The 20,377-nt window shown below is 39.7% G+C and carries 24 protein-coding genes; 16 read left to right on the top strand and 8 right to left on the bottom strand.

The features are described from left to right. Positions 1-14 precede the first annotated feature (14 nt). Together ACTJJQ_RS04535 and lpdA are read left to right on the top strand one after the other, a co-directional pair. A complete protein-coding gene (locus ACTJJQ_RS04535; RefSeq protein WP_008345100.1) occupies positions 15-1,358 on the top strand; it encodes a dihydrolipoamide acetyltransferase family protein in 1,344 nt (447 codons plus the stop codon). Between the two features lie 4 nt (positions 1,359-1,362). Beyond that, positions 1,363-2,775: a dihydrolipoyl dehydrogenase gene (gene lpdA / locus ACTJJQ_RS04530; RefSeq protein WP_003211097.1), complete on the top strand. Its 1,413-nt coding sequence runs from the start codon at positions 1,363-1,365 to the stop codon at positions 2,773-2,775. A gap of 125 nt (positions 2,776-2,900) precedes the next feature. Here lpdA and ACTJJQ_RS04525 read toward each other — a convergent pair whose 3' ends face one another. Beyond that, positions 2,901-3,281 carry a hypothetical protein gene (locus tag ACTJJQ_RS04525; protein ID WP_223255627.1) on the bottom strand — a complete coding sequence of 127 codons (381 nt, stop codon included), beginning with the start codon at positions 3,279-3,281 and terminating at the stop codon, positions 2,901-2,903. Between the two features lie 316 nt (positions 3,282-3,597). Between ACTJJQ_RS04525 and ACTJJQ_RS04520 the strand changes: the two genes are divergently transcribed. Continuing rightward, complete coding sequence (locus ACTJJQ_RS04520; RefSeq protein ID WP_003212464.1) at positions 3,598-3,717, top strand: GapA-binding peptide SR1P; 120 nt, start codon at positions 3,598-3,600, stop codon at positions 3,715-3,717. A 43-nt stretch (positions 3,718-3,760) separates the two neighbouring features. Here ACTJJQ_RS04520 and ACTJJQ_RS04515 read toward each other — a convergent pair whose 3' ends face one another. Beyond that, a complete protein-coding gene (locus tag ACTJJQ_RS04515; RefSeq protein WP_090756397.1) occupies positions 3,761-5,233 on the bottom strand; it encodes an aminotransferase class I/II-fold pyridoxal phosphate-dependent enzyme in 1,473 nt (490 codons plus the stop codon). Between the two features lie 190 nt (positions 5,234-5,423). Between ACTJJQ_RS04515 and ACTJJQ_RS04510 the strand changes: the two genes are divergently transcribed. Next, positions 5,424-5,693 carry a UPF0223 family protein gene (locus tag ACTJJQ_RS04510; RefSeq protein ID WP_008345089.1) on the top strand — a complete coding sequence of 90 codons (270 nt, stop codon included), beginning with the start codon at positions 5,424-5,426 and terminating at the stop codon, positions 5,691-5,693. Between the two features lie 31 nt (positions 5,694-5,724). Here the strand turns inward: ACTJJQ_RS04510 and ACTJJQ_RS04505 are convergent, their stop codons facing one another. Then, the gene (locus tag ACTJJQ_RS04505; RefSeq protein WP_035392176.1) at positions 5,725-6,360 is read right to left on the bottom strand and encodes a DUF1054 domain-containing protein; all 636 of its coding nucleotides are present in this window, start codon (positions 6,358-6,360) and stop codon (positions 5,725-5,727) included. Positions 6,361-6,647: 287 nt separating this feature from the next. Between ACTJJQ_RS04505 and ACTJJQ_RS04500 the strand changes: the two genes are divergently transcribed. The 6 genes from ACTJJQ_RS04500 (at position 6,648) to ACTJJQ_RS04475 (ending at position 10,874) form a co-directional block, all read left to right on the top strand. Next, a complete protein-coding gene (locus ACTJJQ_RS04500; protein ID WP_008345085.1) occupies positions 6,648-6,836 on the top strand; it encodes a hypothetical protein in 189 nt (62 codons plus the stop codon). Between the two features lie 133 nt (positions 6,837-6,969). After that, on the top strand, positions 6,970-7,776 hold the full coding sequence (locus tag ACTJJQ_RS04495) for an inositol monophosphatase family protein (RefSeq protein ID WP_046343457.1): 807 nt from the start codon (positions 6,970-6,972) through the stop codon (positions 7,774-7,776). A 183-nt stretch (positions 7,777-7,959) separates the two neighbouring features. Then, positions 7,960-9,813, top strand: coding sequence for a hypothetical protein (locus ACTJJQ_RS04490; RefSeq protein WP_234717147.1), 1,854 nt, complete (start codon positions 7,960-7,962; stop codon positions 9,811-9,813). After that, positions 9,803-10,066, top strand: coding sequence for a hypothetical protein (locus ACTJJQ_RS04485; RefSeq protein WP_203144303.1), 264 nt, complete (start codon positions 9,803-9,805; stop codon positions 10,064-10,066). The genes ACTJJQ_RS04490 and ACTJJQ_RS04485 overlap by 11 nt, the downstream gene beginning before the upstream one ends. Then, on the top strand, positions 10,066-10,584 hold the full coding sequence (locus ACTJJQ_RS04480) for a sigma-70 family RNA polymerase sigma factor (protein ID WP_349926118.1): 519 nt from the start codon (positions 10,066-10,068) through the stop codon (positions 10,582-10,584). Before ACTJJQ_RS04485 ends, ACTJJQ_RS04480 begins: the two co-directional genes overlap by 1 nt. Then, positions 10,581-10,874 carry an anti-sigma factor family protein gene (locus tag ACTJJQ_RS04475; RefSeq protein ID WP_008345075.1) on the top strand — a complete coding sequence of 98 codons (294 nt, stop codon included), beginning with the start codon at positions 10,581-10,583 and terminating at the stop codon, positions 10,872-10,874. Before ACTJJQ_RS04480 ends, ACTJJQ_RS04475 begins: the two co-directional genes overlap by 4 nt. A gap of 44 nt (positions 10,875-10,918) precedes the next feature. Here the strand turns inward: ACTJJQ_RS04475 and ACTJJQ_RS04470 are convergent, their stop codons facing one another. Both ACTJJQ_RS04470 and ACTJJQ_RS04465 read right to left on the bottom strand, forming a co-directional pair. After that, a complete protein-coding gene (locus ACTJJQ_RS04470) occupies positions 10,919-11,554 on the bottom strand; it encodes a hypothetical protein (protein WP_203144304.1) in 636 nt (211 codons plus the stop codon). A gap of 273 nt (positions 11,555-11,827) precedes the next feature. Beyond that, positions 11,828-12,007, bottom strand: coding sequence for a DUF5325 family protein (locus ACTJJQ_RS04465; protein WP_003211596.1), 180 nt, complete (start codon positions 12,005-12,007; stop codon positions 11,828-11,830). Positions 12,008-12,120: 113 nt separating this feature from the next. Here ACTJJQ_RS04465 and typA point away from each other — a divergent pair, with 113 nt between their 5' ends. Both typA and ACTJJQ_RS04455 read left to right on the top strand, forming a co-directional pair. Continuing rightward, positions 12,121-13,959: a translational GTPase TypA gene (gene typA / locus ACTJJQ_RS04460; protein ID WP_008345068.1), complete on the top strand. Its 1,839-nt coding sequence runs from the start codon at positions 12,121-12,123 to the stop codon at positions 13,957-13,959. A 96-nt stretch (positions 13,960-14,055) separates the two neighbouring features. Then, positions 14,056-14,337, top strand: a complete 282-nt coding sequence (locus ACTJJQ_RS04455) for a YlaH-like family protein (protein ID WP_045034298.1) — start codon at positions 14,056-14,058, stop codon at positions 14,335-14,337. A 29-nt stretch (positions 14,338-14,366) separates the two neighbouring features. On the opposite strand, the gene ACTJJQ_RS04450 is transcribed toward ACTJJQ_RS04455, so the two are convergent. Further along, positions 14,367-14,597: a YlaI family protein gene (locus ACTJJQ_RS04450; RefSeq protein WP_008345063.1), complete on the bottom strand. Its 231-nt coding sequence runs from the start codon at positions 14,595-14,597 to the stop codon at positions 14,367-14,369. 309 nt (positions 14,598-14,906) lie between these two features. Continuing rightward, a complete protein-coding gene (locus tag ACTJJQ_RS04445; RefSeq protein ID WP_440599986.1) occupies positions 14,907-15,524 on the bottom strand; it encodes a YhcN/YlaJ family sporulation lipoprotein in 618 nt (205 codons plus the stop codon). A 140-nt stretch (positions 15,525-15,664) separates the two neighbouring features. Here ACTJJQ_RS04445 and ACTJJQ_RS04440 point away from each other — a divergent pair, with 140 nt between their 5' ends. Further along, on the top strand, positions 15,665-16,987 hold the full coding sequence (locus ACTJJQ_RS04440; RefSeq protein WP_039168623.1) for a PhoH family protein: 1,323 nt from the start codon (positions 15,665-15,667) through the stop codon (positions 16,985-16,987). A gap of 15 nt (positions 16,988-17,002) precedes the next feature. Here ACTJJQ_RS04440 and ACTJJQ_RS04435 read toward each other — a convergent pair whose 3' ends face one another. Further along, on the bottom strand, positions 17,003-17,485 hold the full coding sequence (locus ACTJJQ_RS04435) for a peptidyl-prolyl cis-trans isomerase (RefSeq protein WP_159159603.1): 483 nt from the start codon (positions 17,483-17,485) through the stop codon (positions 17,003-17,005). A gap of 120 nt (positions 17,486-17,605) precedes the next feature. Here ACTJJQ_RS04435 and glsA point away from each other — a divergent pair, with 120 nt between their 5' ends. The 3 genes from glsA to ftsW all read left to right on the top strand — a co-directional run bounded on the left by glsA (position 17,606) and on the right by ftsW (position 20,356). Further along, positions 17,606-18,535 carry a glutaminase A gene (glsA, locus tag ACTJJQ_RS04430; protein ID WP_019743436.1) on the top strand — a complete coding sequence of 310 codons (930 nt, stop codon included), beginning with the start codon at positions 17,606-17,608 and terminating at the stop codon, positions 18,533-18,535. 122 nt (positions 18,536-18,657) lie between these two features. Continuing rightward, entirely contained in the window at positions 18,658-18,939 is a 282-nt protein-coding gene (locus ACTJJQ_RS04425; RefSeq protein WP_003212509.1) for a YlaN family protein, read from the top strand. Positions 18,940-19,144: 205 nt separating this feature from the next. Beyond that, a complete protein-coding gene (gene ftsW / locus ACTJJQ_RS04420) occupies positions 19,145-20,356 on the top strand; it encodes a putative lipid II flippase FtsW (RefSeq protein ID WP_007499829.1) in 1,212 nt (403 codons plus the stop codon). Positions 20,357-20,377: the final 21 nt, after the last annotated feature.

The raw sequence follows: 20,377 nt of genomic DNA, 5'->3' as shown, positions 1-20,377 counted from the left end.
GGAGGCGAAAAACAGTGGCATTTGAATTTAAACTTCCGGACATCGGAGAAGGTATCCACGAAGGTGAGATCGTTAAGTGGTTTGTAAAACCAAACGACGAAATCAATGAAGATGACGTTTTAGCAGAGGTACAAAATGATAAAGCAGTTGTAGAAATTCCTTCACCTGTTAAAGGAAAAGTATTAGAATTAAAAGTTGAAGAGGGAACAGTTGCAACTGTAGGACAAACAATCATTACGTTTGATGCACCTGGTTACGAAAATCTTCAATTTAAAGGCAGCGAAGAAGAAGGCGAAGCGAAAACTGAAGCTCAAGTACAAGGTACTGCTGAAGCTGGTAACGAGCCTGAAAAGAAAGAAGTTGCTCAAGAAGAAGCGGCAGCAGCAACTGGTGCTGGCGCACAAGAGCAAGTAGATGCTGATCCTAACAAACGCGTTATTGCTATGCCATCTGTACGTAAATATGCGCGTGAAAAAGGCGTTGAAATTTACAAAGTTGCAGGTACTGGTAAAAATGGCCGCGTGCTAAAAGAAGATATCGACAGCTTCCTTAATGGCGGTTCTGCAGCAACTCAAGAAGCAGCACCTCAAGCAGCTGAAAGTGCGAAAGAAGAAGCAGCTCCAAAAGCGGCAGCAGCTCCAGTTCTAGAAGGAGAATTCCCAGAAACTCGCGAGAAAATGAGCGGAATCCGCAAAGCGATCGCGAAAGCAATGGTGAACTCTAAGCACACAGCTCCTCACGTAACATTAATGGATGAAGTTGATGTAACAAATCTTGTTGCACATCGTAAACAATTCAAACAAGTTGCAGCTGATCAAGGAATCAAGTTAACTTACTTGCCTTACGTTGTAAAAGCTCTAACTTCTGCTTTGAAAAAGTACCCAGTACTTAACACTTCTATCGATGATAAAACAGATGAAGTTGTTCAAAAGCATTACTACAACATCGGAATTGCAGCAGATACTGAAAAAGGCTTGCTTGTTCCAGTTGTGAAAAATGCAGATCGCAAAGCGATTTTCGAAGTATCTAACGAAATCAACGAGCTTGCAACAAAAGCACGTGATGGTAAATTGGCTCCAGCTGAAATGAAGGGTGCATCTTGCACAATCACAAACATCGGTTCTGCTGGTGGACAATGGTTTACTCCAGTCATCAACCACCCAGAAGTAGCGATCCTTGGTATTGGCCGTATCGCTGAAAAAGCGGTTGTTCGTGATGGCGAAATCGTTGCAGCTCCAGTCTTAGCTCTTTCCCTAAGCTTTGACCACCGTATGATTGATGGAGCTACTGCGCAAAATGCCCTTAACCACATCAAGCGTTTATTGAATGATCCACAATTAATTTTAATGGAGGCGTAAATTCATGGTAGTAGGAGATTTCCCAATCGAAACAGATACTCTTGTCATCGGTGCAGGTCCTGGTGGATATGTAGCTGCTATTCGTGCTGCACAGCTAGGACAAAAAGTAACAATCGTTGAAAAAGGAACACTTGGCGGCGTATGTCTAAACGTCGGCTGTATCCCTTCAAAAGCATTGATCAATGCTGGACATCGTTTCGAGAATGCAAAGCATTCTGAAGACATGGGTATCAAAGCTGAAAACGTAACAGTTGATTTCACAAAAGTTCAAGAGTGGAAAGCTTCTGTTGTAAACAAATTAACAGGTGGAGTTCAAGGTCTTCTAAAAGGAAATAAAGTAGACATCGTCAAAGGTGAAGCTTATTTCGTAGACAGCAACTCTGTACGTGTCATGGATGAAAATTCAGCGCAGACTTATACATTTAAAAATGCAATTCTTGCAACTGGATCTCGTCCAATCGAATTGCCTACATTTAAATACACAGACCGCGTGATTAACTCAACTGGTGCTTTAGCGCTTAAAGAAGTACCTAAAAAGTTAGTTGTCATCGGTGGTGGATACATCGGTACTGAGCTTGGTACTGCTTATGCGAACTTTGGAACAGAAGTTGTCATCCTTGAAGGTGGAGACGAAATCCTTCCAGGTTTTGAAAAGCAAATGAGCTCATTAGTGAAACGTAATCTGAAGAAAAAAGGAAACGTTGAAATTCATACAAACGCTCTTGCAAAAGGCGTTGAAGAAAAATCTGACGGTGTCACTGTTACTTTCGAAGTAAAAGGTGAAGAAAAAACTGTCGATGCTGACTACGTACTTGTGACTGTTGGTCGTCGTCCAAACACAGATGAGCTTGGTCTTGAGCAAGTTGGTGTTGAATTGACAGACCGCGGAGTTGTCAAAACTGACAAACAATGCCGTACAAGCGTTTCAAACATCTATGCAATTGGTGACATCGTTGATGGACCACCACTTGCACACAAAGCTTCTTACGAAGGTAAAATTGCTGCTGAAGCAATCGCTGGAGAGCCAGCTGAAATTGATTACCTTGGTATTCCTGCTGTTGTATTCTCTGAGCCAGAACTTGCAACTGTTGGATACACTGAAGCAGAAGCAAAAGAAGAAGGAATCGACATCGTTGCAGCGAAATTCCCATTCGCAGCGAACGGACGTGCACTTTCTCTTGATGCAACTGATGGCTTCATGAAAATGATCACTCGTAAAGAGGATGGTCTTGTGATTGGTGCACAAATCGCAGGTGTTGGTGCTTCTGATATGATTTCAGAGCTTAGCCTTGCAATTGAAGCTGGTGTGACAGCTGAAGATATCGCAATGACAATTCACGCTCACCCAACTTTAGGTGAAATCACAATGGAAACGGCTGAAGTAGCAATCGGAAGCCCAATCCATATCGTAAAATAATGAACGTTGAAACCCTCTCCACACGGAGAGGGGTTTTTTATGTATGTGAAACCTCGCTGAAAACAAAAAGCCCTCATGAGCTGAGGGCTTTTTTCATATGGATATATAAGTGCAAAGTCGAACCGTTAATTTGTATTCACTCGATCTAATGCTTGGCATATGGGTGATAAGATATCCTCTTTACTTCGGACATTACCTTCCACCTTCACAATGACTTTTTCATTATTGACAAGTAAAATAGCCGGCAGTTCGTCTACTTCATTTTTCCAGCCTTTACGATCTTCTTTGACAATCATCTTGGACATTTCCTTCGGATATTCATTTTTTAAATCGAGCACTGCGTCATAATAAGGACTTTCTTTATCAAGATTTTCTGCATCAGTAAAAAAGAGAATTCTCGGCTTTTGAATATGACTGACCTGGTCTGTCTGATTCGGTATGATATACGCAAATGAGCATGAACTAAGTACAAAGAGCATAGGGAATATAATGAGAAGGGTCCTCATAAAATTCAATCTATTCACCTCAAAATCCTTTGGGGTTGTACCAACATTTTTAGGAGCTAGTTCCCTGTTAGTCACTCTAGTGTATCACGTCCTTTTTGACAATTTTCGATTGTTACTCAATTGTTACAGAATTGATATGAAGGAAAATACATTTGAAACGTTTCCTCAATATGATGAGAAAAAAGCATATATTTATAAAAAATAATTAAATGTGTCATACAATTAACCGTTGACAACTTAAATGTGACATCATATTATAGAGGTATGAAATAGATTAAACGCTTTCAAACTTTGAGTAAAGAAAAGGGGAATGTACGTGGGTACAATTATTTGTCAAGATTGCAATGAAACCATTGATCAATTTGAAAATGAAAAAGTGACAACACTTTATGGAACATGTGGTCACTGTCATTGCTGTGATGAAGCCTCTGAATAAATAAAAAAGCATGCAGCTCCAATTGGGGCTGCATGTTTCTTTTTTATAAAATGGCTTTTTGTTCTTTAATGACACGAATCATATCTAGTGTGGAATCTTCTGGTCCTTGAACAGGAAGACCGATTTCGATATTTTTAAAGATATAGGAGATATTTTCTTCTGTGATGATTTCTCCTGGTATAAAAATAGGAATACCAGGCGGATAAACCATGACAAATTCTGCAATGATACGGCCAGCCGCTTCTTTAAATGGAATGACTTCCGTTGTTGCGTAAAAAGCGTCACGCGGCGTCATCGCAAGCGAAGGGATCTCAGGCAGTAACACTTCTGTCACGGCTTGTTTGCCGCCTTGACGTGCAGAGGTGGCCGCAATTTCCTTCATAGCCGTTACAAGCGTATCAATCGTCTCATCACAATCGCCAGGCGTCACGATACATAAAATGTTGTATAGGTCAGAGAGCTCTACTTCAATTCGGTAGCTTTCTCTCAGCCATTTCTCCACATCATGGCCATTCAGTCCAAGGTCTTTAATGGAGATGATTAATTTTGTTGGGTCATAATCGTAAGTAGAAGGTGAACCGAGAATTTCTTGACCAATACAAGTAATACCTTCAATTTCGTTTAAACGAGTTCTTGCTGATTCAGCTAATCGAATGGCTTCATCTGCAAGCGCCTTTCCTTCAGTCGCTAATCGCTTTCTAGCGACATCCAGGGAGGCTAAAAGCAAATAAGAAGTAGACGTAGTTGTCAGCATGCTTAAAATAGATTGTACTCGATCCTTTGAAACAAGCCCTTCTTTTATATTTAAAATCGAGCTTTGGGTGAGAGAGCCGCCAAGTTTATGCACACTTGTTGCTGCCATATCAGCTCCCGCCTGCATCGCAGACAATGGAAGCTCATCGTGAAAATGAATATGCACACCATGTGCCTCATCTACAAGAACAGGTACGTCATACGAATGAGCAATCTCTACAATGGTTTTTAAATCAGCTGAAATGCCAAAATACGTTGGGTTAATCACAAGCAGCCCTTTCGCATCTGGGTGTTTAGTCAGCGCTTTTTTAGCTGACTCTGGCGTGATGCCATGAGAGATGCCAAGCTCTTTGTCAATTTCCGGGTGAATAAAAACAGGTACTGCACCAGAAAATACAATAGCAGACATAATCGACTTATGGACATTACGTGGAACAATAATTTTGTCTCCAGGGCCACAGACGGTCATCACCATTGTCATGATCGCGCCGCTTGTTCCTTGTATAGAGAAAAACGTATGGTCGGCACCAAATGCTTCTGCTGCAAGCTCCTGTGCTTCTTTGATCATTCCTCGAGGCGAATGTAAATCATCAAGAGGTTCTATATTAATAAGGTCAATGCTTAATGCATTGTCTCCAATGAATGCTCTAAATTCAGGGTCCATTCCGGCTCCTTTTTTATGGCCTGGAATGTGAAATTGGACTGGATTAGTTGAAGCGTGTTTTTTTAGTCCAGTGTATAAGGGTGTATCATGTTGTGACAATTGCTTTCCCACCTTCATCGAAATACCTGCTATTATTATCCCAATAACAGCAGATTTCATTGCATAAAACAAAAGAATTATATTATGAACTGATCGGAATGTAAAGCATAAAATCAATCGGATTCTGATCAAACAGATGCTATAATAAAAGTTCAAATAAGAAATGTGGATTAAAGTGAGGGACAAGTAAATGGAATATCAATATCCAATGGACGTCGACTGGACAACTGAAGAAAAGATGGCGGTCATTTCATTTTTTCAAGCCGTTGAAAAAGCCTATGAAACAGGAATTGCGAAACAAGCGTTACTAGAGGCTTATAAACGATTTAAAGAAGTTGTACCATCAAAAGCAGAAGAAAAGACGCATTGTGCGGCGTTTGAAAAGGGAAGTGGGTATTCCCCTTATCGCACAGTAAAAAGTGCAAGAGAGGCTGAAGAAACAGCTATGATACGGATGTAAAAAACGAGCCTATCTATATAGGCTCGTTTTTTTATACAGATTCTTTTTGTGTAAAGCGGTATAGATAAGTTACTGTGCGGAAGGCATCTTCAATTTTTGATAAGAATTCTTCATTATTCATTTGAACAACTTCTTCTCTAGGAAGCTGGATGCCGCAAAGGAGTTCGGCCTTTTTGACTGTTTGAACACGTTCAAATAGTGTTCTCAGCTGTTCAGCATCAAGTTCGCTGTGGCGGAGGACGTCCGGTTTCATATGATCCTTAGACCAAACAAAGTCTTGCGGTATTTTCTTTTGGATCGTGTCCAGCTCTTTTTCAAATAATTGCCCATATTCACCTTTTACTGGAGATTCATAAATGAGCGCAAACCATACAAATACATGAGTTTTCCAAAGCCCAATTTGAAAATGAGGGAGCTTTTTATACCCACGCTTACTGTTAGCGAAAGCCACCCAAGTGTCATTTGGCGGGTTGACTGATCTTCTTGCATGTTTTGCCACGTGGACAAACATTTCGTCTCCTGTAATAGAAGAAAGAAGCGGTGCAAAATGTTCACCAAGTGCTTCAAGCTTTGGACGGACTCTCTCTTTTAATACGGCCATACGTTCATCTAAACCGTCTACTGTGAATGTTTCAAAATCTTCATCTCTAAAACGCATTTCACTCATGTTATGCCTCCTGTATCTTTTCGCTGATCATATTTTATCATAGCTTGGGTCAAGCTCAAAAAAAGATGCACTTTAAAGAGAAAGATAGCAGGGATCTTGGTTCGGCGTTTAAAAACATCGATTTTGTGGTACATAACAAATAGGTAAAAACACAATTTTCAGAATGTCGTTGCGGTTATGCGATCGCTTCATACGATATAAGCAAGAACCATTTCTCTTATCGATTGTATTTTTTATCAATGAAAACTGACAAGGAATGAATCATTCTCTGGAAGGGGCGTTGACCAATGAAGCAAATCGTGAAGCATGGGTATAGACAAGAGAAGAAGAATCGCATCGCTGTGTGGAGATTAGAGGTTGATTATGAGCTTTCTACGCTTCATGAAGCCATCGAGCAAAAAGACGATATCCAAGTAGAACGCAGCAAACGAAAGCTTGAGCGCCTAAGAAAAGAATGGGAGCAGCTTCAAGGGTAAAACAAGGTGAGGTAAAAACGAACCAATTCATCGGTTCGTTTTTGTATGAAGCTGCTTTTTTCTTGCTTTTACGTACATAATATCAGTATGCTAATACAAATAGGTACTACATAGAAAAGAGGTTTACAGTACGATGACAAACTGGGTGGAAATTGACCGACTTGCAAAGCTTTGGGTAAAAGAAGCGGGTAGCCGCATTAAAGAATCCATGCAGGAAGGTCTATCAATTGAAACAAAATCAAATCCAAATGATCTTGTCACAAACATCGATAAAGAAACAGAACGTTTCTTCATTGAAAAGATACAGTCGACATTTTCAGATCATCATATTTTAGGAGAAGAGGGCCAAGGGGAAGAAGTGACCTCTCTTGACGGGATAGTATGGATCATTGATCCAATTGATGGCACCATGAACTTTGTCCATCAAAAACGAAATTTTGCCATTTCAATTGGGATATTTGAACATGGTGTGGGGAAAATCGGTCTTATTTATGACGTCATTCATGACGAGCTCTATCATGCAGTCAAAGGAGAAGGGGCGTATATGAACGATACCTTACTCCCGCCTTTAAAAGATGTCGCCATTGAAAAAGCCATTGTCGGCATTAACCCAACATGGGCGATTGAAAGCCCCCATTTTGACGCTAAGCCGTTTGCCCGTCTCGTACGCGATGTGAGAGGAACAAGAACGATTGGATCAGCTGCACTTGAACTGGCTTATATTGCAAGCGGAAGAAGCGACGCATATGTCACGTTAAGGCTAGCGCCATGGGATTATGCTGCTGGATGTGTGTTGCTTGATGAGGTAGGCGCTGTTTACTCGAATATTCACGGAGAACGCTTAACGTTTCTAGAGAAAAATAGCATTGTTGCCGGAAATCGATCCGTCTGTGAGAAAATCTTGCATGATTACATAAAAGGAAGCGGAAATAAAAAATAAACAACATCACTTCATGAGAATGAAGTGATTTTTTGTTTTTCCTGAAACTTTTTGGTAAGGCAGATGTCTAAACGAATGAGGCCTTAATTTGATGTAAAGGATTGTGTAGCAATGTTTGATTTGTTTAGTGATTTATCCCTCCATTTTGAAAGGTTTTTTATTTTAAATGAGTACAGTATCCACATGATTCAATGGTGTGTGCTTGGACTATTTGTCCTTTTCATTACACTTCCCATATGGAAAGAAAAGAAGAGTAGTTATGTATTTTATGCTGGAATCGTATTAAGAGTAGTTCTGCTAGGGAGTATGACACTTGAGATGATTCACCAAGTTCTAGCTAGACAGTATACGATCGAAACATTTGAAGTGCTGACAGATTTCATGCAATTTCTCATCTATGGATATGTCTTGCTTGCATCACTTTTCTATGTGATTTCTCTTCCTTATTTAAAAAATAGGGGCATGTTTTTTGCATTTGATTTATCTGTGTTACTTCTGCCTTTATGTCAAACGGTATTTATTGTGTTAGTTGAGAGCAAAAAGTTCTTTCTCAGCGGTGATGCGGAGCTGATATGGAGAGATTTGATCATCATTTTGCTTATGATTGGCTTTGCCGCTTTGGTACTTCACCTATTCTTTCGTTTGTTTTGGCATCAGAAGTGGAAAGAATTGCTGTTTTTCTATGGCCTGATTTTCGCTGCGCTGCTGTATATTTTTTATCCTTCTATCTCGAAGTATGAGCTACAATCTTCGTTTAAATCCATTGTGATTTTAGCAGCGGCTGCAGGAAGCTTTATGACATTACATTTGTTATGTGTGTTACTACAAAACAAGGGGAAGTTGAGACAGTGGGGTGCTTGGGGAATTGTCGTCTTTTTTACGCTAATGCTGAACCCGATCCTAAATCTCCCACATATCATGTTTCAATTTACTAAAACGGAACTGACAGATACTTTCTCAGAAGAATATCGCCCTTTATCTGAAGCAAGTGCAAAAGCATTCGCTTCAAAGTTTGTACCATCGGACACTACATTATATTCAACGACTAGTAAACAGCCGATCTCTGATAACTACGTGTTTGCAGCCGATCAATATGAAGTGAATGTTTCTGCGTTTACAGGTGAATTAAACAGCTATTTTTATAATGGTCGCGCAAAGGGTCAGCATTTGACCGATAAAGAATATAGGGAAAAAACCATTGAATTTTTTGAAAGAAGCGGCCGATCCGTTGATCTAGACCGCATTCATGTAGTGATTGAAAAAGAAGACGGGGAGACAAGCGTTCTTCTTTTGCCAAAAATGTCTCAGAATAAAGATGAGAGCCTAGCGTTTGCCACATGGAAAAAAGAGACGCTTCGACAAGCGCAATATGGGAACGCCATCTTTCAATTAAAGGATATAGACGGGATCAATTTATCAAACAAAGAAATGAAAACGAAAATAAATCGTATTTATAAAAAGCTAAATTTACAGCCAACAGATTATCAGATTACAGACGTTGATGGCTTTTATTTTCAGTGGCAGCATGAAGTGGAGGTAAAGACAGCCGATCAATCTACATTTGTGTTTAATGGTTCAACGAAAGAATTGCTGAAAATACAGCTATCAAAAGCGATTCTTCAACAGAAAAAAGGAAATATCAGTGACGAAGATTTGTTGGAAATGATAGGGAAACAGTCAAAAGACGTGAAGACAGAAACAGGATCTCGTGAACACAAACAATATACTTTTCACGGGTCATCCCATTTACTTCATGTGACGAGAGATGCCGATGGAATTGCGTTGAATTGGCAATCAGACTCTTCTTTACCGCATACGGTATCGAATCAAGAACGTGATGAAGTCTATCAGCAAATCCTCAAAAAGTATGAACCTTATGCCATCTATAAAAAACAAATCAAGCCGGTGAGAATGATCGACAAAGAGGGAAAAATGAGCATTTCGTGGTTTGTGATCATTCAAACCTTCGGATCGAATGAGCGGAAAATATATGAAGTAAATGGACGAACAAAAGAGGTGCAACGTTTTGACAGATAAAGAAAAACAAGCCATCTTTCAAGACTTATATGAATTGTATCAGGAAGGGGAGCTTGGAGAAGAGGCTTCTAACTGGATGAAGATGCATGAGAAGCAGTTTCAGCATTCCGTTAAGGGAAACGAGTTTGCTCCTGTCCACACTGAGGATCAGAGCGATTATCACGAATTAAAACGCATGAAGTGGTTTATTTCTTCGTTATACTTCTTTTTTATCGTTTTATCAATTTGGATGACTGTGTGGTTTTATTTTTGATGTCTAGACCGACCAATCAAATTGAAAAAATATATGAAGAATATTTTCAGGAAATCACCAAATATTTATATCGCAGAACGGGAAATGTCGAAACAGCCAAGGATCTTGCGCAGGATGTATTTATCAAGGCACTGCATGGATTATCCTCTTTTAAAGGACATTCAAGCATTAAAACATGGCTTTACACCATTGCTTATCATACATTTGTCAACGACTATCGCCGAAAAGTAAAACGAACTTTTACGGATGTAGAAAAAGCTGACTTTTTAGAGCAGCAGATATTCATGACACCTGAAGAGCATTTAGAAACGCAAGCTGATATTCAAAGGCTGTGGAGCCAGATCAATCAATTGAAGGATTCTTACCGAGAAGTCCTCATTTTAAGAGATATTCAGGAATTATCGTATGAAGAAGTAGCGGAAATTTTGAATTGGACTTTACCTAAAGTAAAGACAACCCTTCATCGAGCAAGATTAGAGCTGAAACGAAAGCTACATTGTGAGGAGTTCAACAAATGAGCTGTTATTTGATTGAAGAACTATTACCACTTTATATAGAAGGGGACACGAGTGAAGAAACAAATCAATTAGTGAATGAGCACTTACGTTCATGCAAAAAATGCCTTCATCTATATGAAGAAATGAAAGAACCAGTCTCTATTGCAAAGTCAACAGATTTTATACCGTTCATAGATGAAAAAGAAGAAAAAAGAAAGTTTGAAAAGCGCTACTATGGAAAACTGTTATTAAGGGCAAGTATCGTTTTTAGTATCGTCTATCTCATCATGCTCTTGATCTATTGGATATAAGAAAGAACCCCCATCTGGATGAACCGGATGGGGGTTTTTTGAGCTTAGTTCAATTTTTCTTTAGCAATTTGAACTGCATCATAGAACGTTTTTAATTGCTCTTGAGGAATTTTCTTAAGCAATTGGTTGAAAACAAGTAATTCAGTAGAGCTGAATCCAAGACCTTTAGCGATTTTAGAATCAATTACAACGTTTCCTTTTTTGTCTAGAACAAGTGCATCACCAGCAAGATCAGCAATTCTGATCACTGATTTGAAAAGCTTTTCGAATTTAGTTGCTTCTTCTTTAGTAAGACCAAGTTCAACAGCTTTTTCTGCATCAAAAACTAATTTTCCTTTTTCGTTTTTAGTGATGCTTTCACTGAAAACGATTGTAAGAACAGCTGCGCGATCTAAGAATTTCTCAGCAGTCGCCGCTTCTTCTTCAGTCAAACCGAGCTCAACAGCTTTTTTCACATCAAATGTGTAGTTGTTGTCTTCCTCAACAAATGAATTGATGAGAATGTTGATGACACGCTCGTTTTTCTCCAATAATTCTTTAATAATTTGTTGCTGCTCAAAAGGAATCCCTTTGAAAGTTGCAGCACTTGCTTGCCCAGGAGCTACTGTTGTGAAAGTAAAAATGATAGCTAAAGCGAAAAATACAACAGAGCTGAGCGATTTGCTCAAAAACTTCTTCATGCTTCTTTTCTCTCCCTTTTCTGTTAAATTTTGTTGCAAGAACAGCATACCATGAGAAACTTTGTGGAAGAATAGGAAAAATGTAACTTTGTGTTTGATTTTGGAGAACTATAAAAGTTCTTGTCGAAAAATGGAAGAGTTCAGATTGCTTAGATTTGCCAACACTATATGAATTTTTTAGTTGAATCACTAGTGTTACATAGGTGGTTGGTCTTGTTTTTACCCAAAATAAAAGCCTTCTACATGTAAAATGTAAAAGGCTTTTCATAAATTTTATGATTGTACGTTTAATTTTCGTTTTAATGTAAATCCTGTACCCATGAAAATCATGGCGAACACAATACTTAGACAAATACCCAGCACGTTTTTTTCTGCAAGAGTTACCCCAATAAACGCCATACTGACAACCGCAAGTAATGCACATAATAATAGAAGCCATTTGATTTGTTTCATTTGTCTCCATCCCTTTTTTTAGAGTTAATATAAGTTTACAGAAAAACGATCGGCATTTAAAGGGGATTGTGATATAATATGAAAGTTATCTAATTATTTTAGGAGATGAAAATGTGAAACTTCGAAAAGACCTTCGCAACATCGCAATTATTGCCCACGTTGACCATGGTAAAACGACGCTTGTTGACCAATTGCTCCATCAAGCTGGTACTTTCCGTGCGAATGAAAATATCGCTGAGAGAGCCATGGATTCAAATGATTTAGAGCGAGAGCGCGGTATTACGATCTTAGCTAAAAATACTGCGATCCATTATAAAGATACACGCATTAATATTTTAGATACACCAGGACACGCCGATTTCGGTGGTGAAGTTGAGCGTATCATGAAAATGGTAGATGGTGTACTTCTCGTTGTGGATGCATATGAAGGTTGTATGCCTCAAACACGATTCGTGCTAAAAAAAGCACTTGAGCAAAACTTAACACCAATTGTTGTTGTCAATAAAATTGACCGTGACTTTGCTCGTCCAGCTGAAGTAGTCGATGAAGTCATTGACTTGTTCATTGAATTGGATGCAACAGAAGAACAGCTTGAATTCCCAGTTGTATATGCATCAGCAATCAATGGTACAGCGAGTAACGATGCTAGTAAGCAAGATGAAAACATGGAATCGTTGTTTGAAGCGATTGTCAACCATATCCCATGCCCAGTCGACAACCATGAAGAGCCGCTTCAATTCCAAGTGGCGCTACTTGATTACAATGATTATGTTGGAAGAATTGGAATTGGCCGTGTATTTAGAGGAACGATGCAAGTAGGACAGCAAGTTGCTCTAATGAAAGTGGATGGCAGTGTAAAACAATTCCGCGTGACAAAGATTTTTGGTTTCCAAGGGTTAAAACGAGTGGAAATCAATGAAGCGAAAGCTGGAGATCTTGTCGCAGTATCTGGTATGGAAGACATCAACGTAGGAGAAACAGTCTGCCCTGTAGAACACCAAGAGGCTTTGCCGATCCTTCGTATTGATGAGCCGACACTTCAAATGACATTTGTTGTGAATAACAGCCCATTTGCAGGACGTGAAGGAAAGTACGTGACATCACGTAAAATTGAAGAGCGTTTAGAACAGCAGCTTCAAACAGACGTAAGTCTTCGTGTAGATCCAACGGATTCACCTGATGCTTGGGTCGTATCAGGACGCGGTGAGCTTCACTTATCCATTCTGATTGAGAATATGAGACGTGAAGGGTTTGAACTGCAAGTATCGAAGCCAGAAGTTATTGTAAAAGAAGTAGATGGTGTTCGATGTGAGCCTGTAGAGCGTGTTCAAATTGATGTACCTGAAGAGCATACTGGCTCTGTTATGGAATCAATGGGTGCAAGAAAAGGTGAAATGATTGACATGATCAATAATGGTAACGGTCAAGTTCGCCTGATCTTTACAGTGCCATCACGTGGTTTAATCGGATATACAACTGAATTTCTTTCATTAACTCGTGGTTTTGGTATTTTGAACCATACATTTGACAGCTACCAGCCGATGCAGTCTGGTCAAGTTGGTGGACGCCGTCAAGGTGTACTTGTTTCAATGGAAACAGGTAAAGCAACTGCTTACGGAATCCAAGGTGTTGAAGAGCGCGGTGTGATTTTCGTTGAGCCGGGTGTTGAAGTATACCAAGGAATGATTGTTGGTGAGCATAACCGTGAAAACGATCTTGTTGTCAACGTGAGTCGTATGAAACAACAAACAAACGTACGTTCAGCGACAAAAGATCAAACGGTGAGCATGAAAAAACCACGTATTATGTCACTTGAGGAATCTCTTGAGTACTTAAATGAAGACGAATACTGTGAGGTTACACCGGAATCGATCCGTTTAAGAAAGAAAATTTTAGATAAAAACGAACGTGAGAAAGCTGCGAAGAAGAAAAAGCTAGCAGGATTATCTTAATTCCATGAAGAATTAAAAAGATAGAACCCTGAAAGATAAGGGGAGGGAATCTTTTTGAATGATCAGGAAGTAAGTGAGAATCTATCCTTTTTCGCGATGCTGTTTCGTGTCGATGAAAATCCGCAAACAGGGATGTGGCTCCTATATGGCACCATCCTTGTTTTAGCGATTATTGTTTTTAAACTCGGATTTGCTAGACGTTTACCGATTTTAAAAGCACTTGTCATTTATTTGTTTTTGATTTTTGGTTGCACGTTTCTCACATTTCTAGGTATCTTCTTGCCAGTCGCAGAAGGCCTGGTTGTGGCAGCTGTCATTTTGATTATTTATAAAATACGACTGCATCGTGCGAAAAAAGAAGGAACAGTAAGTACGTAAAAAAGACCTGAACTTGTGTCAGGTCTTTTTTATGTCTTCTGTTCTTTTTTTCCTTTTTTCTTCTTTTTCTCTTTCGTCGCAGGATCTTGATAAAGAGAGAATCTGCCAGTTTTGATGCGTGCCTCTGTCTTTACTTTAATTCTTTCTTGGCAGTCATCGCACATATATGTATGAATCGGTCGATTTCTTAACCGTTTAGCAACAAGTGTATCATCATTAATGGTTTCAAGCTTTTCACATAATGAGCACTTCACTCTCATCATTTTCACCTCACTTTGGTCATGCCTTCATTATAGCATGTTTTTTGAACCACTTAAAATCAGTATAAAAAAGGCTTATATCACAAGAGATATAAGCCGCAGCGTGTAGACAAACCTTCACATTCGGTGTCAGTCCTGCGTTTCGGTGCTCACGAATGTCAAATTCGCTCCGCGCCGATGCTCGTCCTTCCTAGGGCTGCAAAGGTTTTCTATCACGCTGAAAAGAAGACAAAGAGCCAAAATAAAGTTCATTTTAGCCCTTTGTCAACAATCTGATGCTTATATCACAATAGATATAAGCCGTTCTCATTATTTCTTCTGATTCATATGATGGTTTGATTGATCGTTTTGGTTTTTTTCTAATTGCTTTTGATCTTGTTGTTTGAGCTGATGGTTCGGATCATTTGTCGGATCTATTTCGTTACGGTCGATTTCATTTCGAGGCATTTCTGGCATAACACGGCCCACAATAGCTGCTAATTCGTCCATAATTCCACTTACTGGCCTGCCAGCTTGTATTTCTTTGCCCATTTCCTTTAAACGGCTCACTGTATCAGGGTCAGCGACGACAACAGCATTCGCACCTTCTGGGTCATTTTTCAGTGCTTTGGCGACTGAATATTTAATGGTTTCAACTTTGCTTCTATCTAAATCATCTTTTACATCAATGCCGACGACAGCATACTTGCCGATGACGATCGCTGTTGCGTCATTTACATCTGCTACATGCTCAGTCACATTCACTAGGTGCTTTGCCACATCTGTTGATGGGCGGGCTTTGTCAGTGTTTTTCTTGGATGAGTCTGATACTCTTACTAAATGCTTGTTTCCGTCTTCATGTTCTTGTGCCAAAGGCTTCTCTTGATGCTGGCAAGCGCCTAATAAAAGAATGGTTTGAACCATGAATAACGTCAAAAATAGTCGCATGTGTATTCCCTCCTTCACAAACTGCATGATTTATTTTATTGTTGAATTAACCTTCTAACTTTATTCATGAAAACATATATTTTAACAATCGTTTTTGGAAAGACAAGGATGAATGAAACCCCGATCAGGAGGCGAAGGACCTGAGTAAAATTTATGTATTAGACACAAATGTGTTATTACAGGATCCGAATTCAATCTTTTCATTTGAAGACAACGAGGTCGTGATTCCGGCCGTAGTGTTAGAAGAAGTAGATTCGAAGAAGAGATATATGGACGAGGTTGGGCAAAATGCACGACGTGTCTCACGTTTAATCGACGGGTTGAGATCGAAAGGGAAACTGCATGAAAAAATTACGCTGGAGTCAAAAGGAACGCTGCGTATTGAGCTGAATCATCGCTCTTTCCATGAACTTCAAGAAATTTTCATCGAAAAAACAAACGATAACCGGATTTTGGCTGTTGCGAAGAATTTGAGCCTAGAGGAAGAAACAAAACCGGATGGCCGGCCTGTTATTTTGGTCAGCAAAGATGTCCTAGTGCGAGTAAAGGCGGATGCCATTGGTCTGCAAGCAGAGGATTTCTTAAGCGATCGAGTGCTACAAAATGAAGACATTGATAACGGCTATCACGAGCTCTATATTCCGACTGAGCAGCTGAATACATTTTATAAGCAAAATCAGTTACCGATAAAAGACGTCACCCAGGCGCCATTAAATCCTCATCAATTTATCATTATGAAGGGAAATGAAGGTGGTTCTGCTTTGGGGATGCTTGATCAAAAAGCAGAGCATGTGAAACGGCTTATTTATGACCAAGAACATATTTGGGGAATTCGCCCAAAAAATGTCCAGCAAACGATGGCGCTTGAGTTACTTTTGCGCCGCGATATTCCGCTTGTGACACTTATCGGAAAAGCGGGAACAGGAAAGACACTGCTTGCACTTGCTGCTGGATTAATGCAGACAGAGGACCTCGGCATGTTTAAAAAGCTCATCGTGGCCCGCTCTATTGTTCCTGTCGGTAAGGATTTAGGGTATTTGCCAGGCGAAAAAGAAGAGAAGCTCAGACCGTGGATGCAGCCGATCTATGACAACCTAGAATTTTTATTTAACACAAAAAAACCTGGTGAACTCGATGCGATACTAGCGGGCATCGGTTCAATTCAAGTGGAAGCTTTAACATATATTCGCGGGAGAAGTATCCCAGATCAATTTATCATTATCGATGAGGCGCAAAATTTAACAAAACACGAAGTAAAAACATTATTAACGCGGGTTGGTGAGGGAAGTAAAATTGTGCTGATGGGAGACCCAGAGCAGATTGATCACCCTTATTTAGACAGTTTAAATAATGGGCTCACATATGTCATTGAGCGTTTCAAAGGGCAGCAAATATCTGGACATGTCAAGCTTGTCAAAGGAGAAAGGTCTGGACTTGCACAGCTTGCAGCTGATTTATTATAGTCCAGACCCGTCATCTTATGTAATGATTAACTCTTTGACGCTTTTAATCGGCTGAGTGATGTTGGACTGATCCTCGAAATAGACGTGGATTGGTCCTTCTTCTGTTATAGGCTTTCCATTTTGGCTGAAATGGGCAATGCTATCCATCGCCTTAGAGAGCGGAACAGCAATCGTTTCTGTTTCTGTGACAAATTCACACGTCTCCGCTTGTTCGAGCGGTTCTGCATTTTTTATCATGTCGCCAAGTTTCATCCCGAAGCTGCCTGTGACAAGTCTTTCTTTTTCGTACTTTTTCTCTGTTTTTAATGTGGGTGGAAGTGTTTGACCTTCTCTTATGACCCGCTCTTGATCGAGTTCCTGATCTAGCTGCTGCTCTTCGTTTGCTGCACTTTTCTCAAAAAATGAATCCATTAAAAATTTACGGTCATCAAAAATCCATACACTCGGATCAATGGTGATCTTGTATTGTACGTTCCCCTTGATTTGAATAATGCTCATGTTCAAGACAACCCCTTTCCAACATAAATTATAGAAGTTTTCGCCCGCTTTGTCACTTTCATAAACATGCACTTCCTTGTACACACTACGATTAGACGAAAAATAGGGAGGATTTTGGGCATGGCATGTCGTGACAATGAAGAGCTTCAGCGATTTGTAGAAGAGGCAAAAAAGGTGGCCAAAAATGGAAAGGTAGCATCCTATATTCCGGCACTCGGTAAAGCGGATCAATCGGATTTATCTGTCGCTGTTTATCATGTGAGTAATACGTGCCACTCAGCGGGAGATGTTGATAAACGATTCACCCTGCAAAGTATTTCAAAAGTATTAGCACTGGCGCTCGTGCTCTCAGAAGAAGGACCGAAAAAAGTGTTTCAATATGTTGGACAAGAACCGACTGGCGACCCGTTTAATTCGATGATTAAACTAGAGACTGCAAGCCCCAATAAGCCGCTTAACCCAATGATTAATGCAGGAGCGCTTGCCGTTACAAGTTTAATAAGAGGGGCAACGCCGCAAGATCAGCTGAACCGGCTGCTTGGTTTTATTAGAGAGCTTGCCAATGACACCACCATTACATATTGCAAAGAAACCGCTGCATCCGAATTTGAAACATCAATGATTAACCGCGCAATGTGCTATTATATGAAGCAATATCATATCATTAAAGGGAATGTAGAAGAGGTGATGGATGTCTATACGAAGCAGTGCGCCGTCATGATGAATAGCCTGGATTTGGCGAAGATCGCGTGTGTTTTTTCATTAGATGGCAGGCATCCAGAGACAGGAAAGCAAATCCTTTCGAAAGATGTTGCTAGAATTTGTAAAACGTTTATGGTCACATGCGGTATGTACAATGCGAGCGGGGAATTTGCAATCAATATCGGAATCCCTGCTAAAAGTGGTGTTTCAGGCGGAATTATGGGGGCGGCGCCATACGACTTTGGGATAGGTATATTTGGGCCTGCTTTGGATGAAAAAGGGAATAGTATTGCGGGTATTAAGCTGCTTGAGCTCATGAGTGAAAAATATGAGATGAGTATCTTTTAATGACGAATGGCTTCTTTTTATTTTTACAGAGCGAACTGTACAAATCTGCTTGCAATTTTGGGCGTTTCGCTTTATGATAAATAGAAGAATTAGGTACTCGCCTGGGGAACGGAGGGATACTTTTGGCGTCAGAAATTTTAGTCGATCATCGGCAAAAAGCACTGGCTTTATTAAAATTGGATGCAGATAAAATTTTAAAATTGATCCAAGTGCAAATGGACAACTTAACGATGCCGCAATGTCCTCTTTATGAAGAGGTTTTAGATACTCAAATGTTCGGATTATCGAGAGAAATTGATTTCGCTGTCCGGCTTGGATTAGTTGATCAACATGAAGGCAAAAAACTACTCGATAAACTTGAGAGAGAATTATCAGCACTTCATGATGCGTTCACAAAAAAATAATGATTGAAAACTCAAACTTCCACAACATAAGTTTGAGTTTTTTTGTCCGCCTTTTTATTTGATGCCAAACGGACTTGATTGTCTCATGAAAGACGAACAATATAAAGAGGTAAAACGGGATCAAACGGAGAAAATGTAGTAGAATAAGAACAGCTAAGAGAAGAGAATATCAAGCAGTAGAAATAGACGTTAGGAAGAGGATTATATGTTAAAGAGAATGCTAAAATCGTATGACTACTCATTATTGTTCGCCATTATATTAATTAGCGCATTCGGCTTGGTGATGGTGTATAGCTCAAGTATGATTACATCTGTGATCAGATATGATGCTGCGCCAGATAATTTTTTCAAGAAACAGCTTTTATTTATGATTGTCGGGGCGGTCATCTTGATGTTTACAGCCCTCATTCCGTATCAGCTGCTCTTAAATAAAAGATTCCAAATTGTGATGCTTTTGCTATCTGTGTTTTCTCTCATTTATGTGTACTTTGGCGGTCACATTGCAGGGAATGCTAGAAGCTGGATCAAATTTGGGCCTTTTAGTCTTCAGCCAGCGGAATTCGTGAAGATCGTTGTCATCATTTATCTTGCTGCTGTCTATGCAAAGAAGCAGCATTATATTGACCATATTTTAAGAGGGGTTACACCTCCAATTGTGGTTGTCTCCATCCTATGCGGATTTATTATTTTGCAGCCAGACTATGGGACAGCTTTTATCATTGGTATGATTGCCCTTGCGATGATTTTATGCTCAGGGTTTAGCGGTAAAACGCTGGCCAAGCTGCTCGCTTTATTTAGTGCGGTGATGGTTGTTGTGACACCGTTTATTATTCTTTTTTGGGATAAAATTTTCACGCAGAATCGTCTTGGACGTTTTGAGAGTTTCCAAGATCCATTTAAAGACGCAGGCGCTTCTGGGCATCAATTGATTAATTCATATTATGCGATTGGATCAGGCGGCTTTTTTGGGCTTGGTCTTGGAGAGAGTGTACAAAAGTATGGATACCTTCCAGAACCGCATACAGATTTTATCATGGCAATTATCTCGGAAGAGCTTGGTTTTTTCGGTGTATTTTTTGTCCTTGCTCTCCTTGGCTTTATTGTCGTGAAAGGTTTTTACATTGCGAGGAAGTGTGAAGATCCGTTTGGAAGTTTGCTTGCAATAGGAATTTCTTCAATGATTGCCATCCAAACGTGTATTAATTTGGGCGGTGTTTCAGGTCTCATTCCGATCACTGGGGTCACACTTCCGTTTATCAGCTACGGGGGATCCTCTATCATTTTACTGAGTGGATGTATGGGAATATTGCTGAATATCAGCATGTTCACTGAATATAAAGAGCGTTATAAAAAGAAAAAATCAATCAGCAAACCATCGATTCAAAAAAATGGATTGCAGAAAACTTTGAATCTTTAGAAAACAAAAGTGTACAGTTTT

Origin of the sequence: Bacillus sp. 22483 (genome assembly GCF_052044605.1) — a bacterium.
In the GTDB taxonomy this organism is placed as follows: domain Bacteria; phylum Bacillota; class Bacilli; order Bacillales; family Bacillaceae; genus Bacillus; species Bacillus altitudinis.
This window is presented reverse-complemented; position numbering and strand designations above follow the sequence as displayed.

What these genes read in the sequence shown, in the direction of transcription:
- ACTJJQ_RS04480 (WP_349926118.1), top strand. Translation starts at nt 10,066, where the DNA reads ATGTCTAGACCGACCAATCAAATTGAAAAAATATATGAAGAATATTTT.
- ACTJJQ_RS04500 (WP_008345085.1), top strand. Translation starts at nt 6,648, where the DNA reads ATGAAGCAAATCGTGAAGCATGGGTATAGACAAGAGAAGAAGAATCGC.
- ACTJJQ_RS04495 (WP_046343457.1), top strand. Translation starts at nt 6,970, where the DNA reads ATGACAAACTGGGTGGAAATTGACCGACTTGCAAAGCTTTGGGTAAAA.
- lpdA (WP_003211097.1), top strand. Translation starts at nt 1,363, where the DNA reads ATGGTAGTAGGAGATTTCCCAATCGAAACAGATACTCTTGTCATCGGT.
- ACTJJQ_RS04505 (WP_035392176.1), bottom strand. Translation starts at nt 6,360, where the DNA reads ATGAGTGAAATGCGTTTTAGAGATGAAGATTTTGAAACATTCACAGTA.
- ftsW (WP_007499829.1), top strand. Translation starts at nt 19,145, where the DNA reads ATGTTAAAGAGAATGCTAAAATCGTATGACTACTCATTATTGTTCGCC.
- ACTJJQ_RS04510 (WP_008345089.1), top strand. Translation starts at nt 5,424, where the DNA reads ATGGAATATCAATATCCAATGGACGTCGACTGGACAACTGAAGAAAAG.
- ACTJJQ_RS04455 (WP_045034298.1), top strand. Translation starts at nt 14,056, where the DNA reads ATGCTGTTTCGTGTCGATGAAAATCCGCAAACAGGGATGTGGCTCCTA.
- ACTJJQ_RS04445 (WP_440599986.1), bottom strand. Translation starts at nt 15,524, where the DNA reads ATGCGACTATTTTTGACGTTATTCATGGTTCAAACCATTCTTTTATTA.
- ACTJJQ_RS04435 (WP_159159603.1), bottom strand. Translation starts at nt 17,485, where the DNA reads ATGAGCATTATTCAAATCAAGGGGAACGTACAATACAAGATCACCATT.
- ACTJJQ_RS04490 (WP_234717147.1), top strand. Translation starts at nt 7,960, where the DNA reads ATGATTCAATGGTGTGTGCTTGGACTATTTGTCCTTTTCATTACACTT.
- glsA (WP_019743436.1), top strand. Translation starts at nt 17,606, where the DNA reads ATGGCATGTCGTGACAATGAAGAGCTTCAGCGATTTGTAGAAGAGGCA.
- ACTJJQ_RS04450 (WP_008345063.1), bottom strand. Translation starts at nt 14,597, where the DNA reads ATGAGAGTGAAGTGCTCATTATGTGAAAAGCTTGAAACCATTAATGAT.
- ACTJJQ_RS04470 (WP_203144304.1), bottom strand. Translation starts at nt 11,554, where the DNA reads ATGAAGAAGTTTTTGAGCAAATCGCTCAGCTCTGTTGTATTTTTCGCT.
- ACTJJQ_RS04475 (WP_008345075.1), top strand. Translation starts at nt 10,581, where the DNA reads ATGAGCTGTTATTTGATTGAAGAACTATTACCACTTTATATAGAAGGG.
- ACTJJQ_RS04465 (WP_003211596.1), bottom strand. Translation starts at nt 12,007, where the DNA reads ATGAAACAAATCAAATGGCTTCTATTATTATGTGCATTACTTGCGGTT.
- ACTJJQ_RS04525 (WP_223255627.1), bottom strand. Translation starts at nt 3,281, where the DNA reads ATGAGGACCCTTCTCATTATATTCCCTATGCTCTTTGTACTTAGTTCA.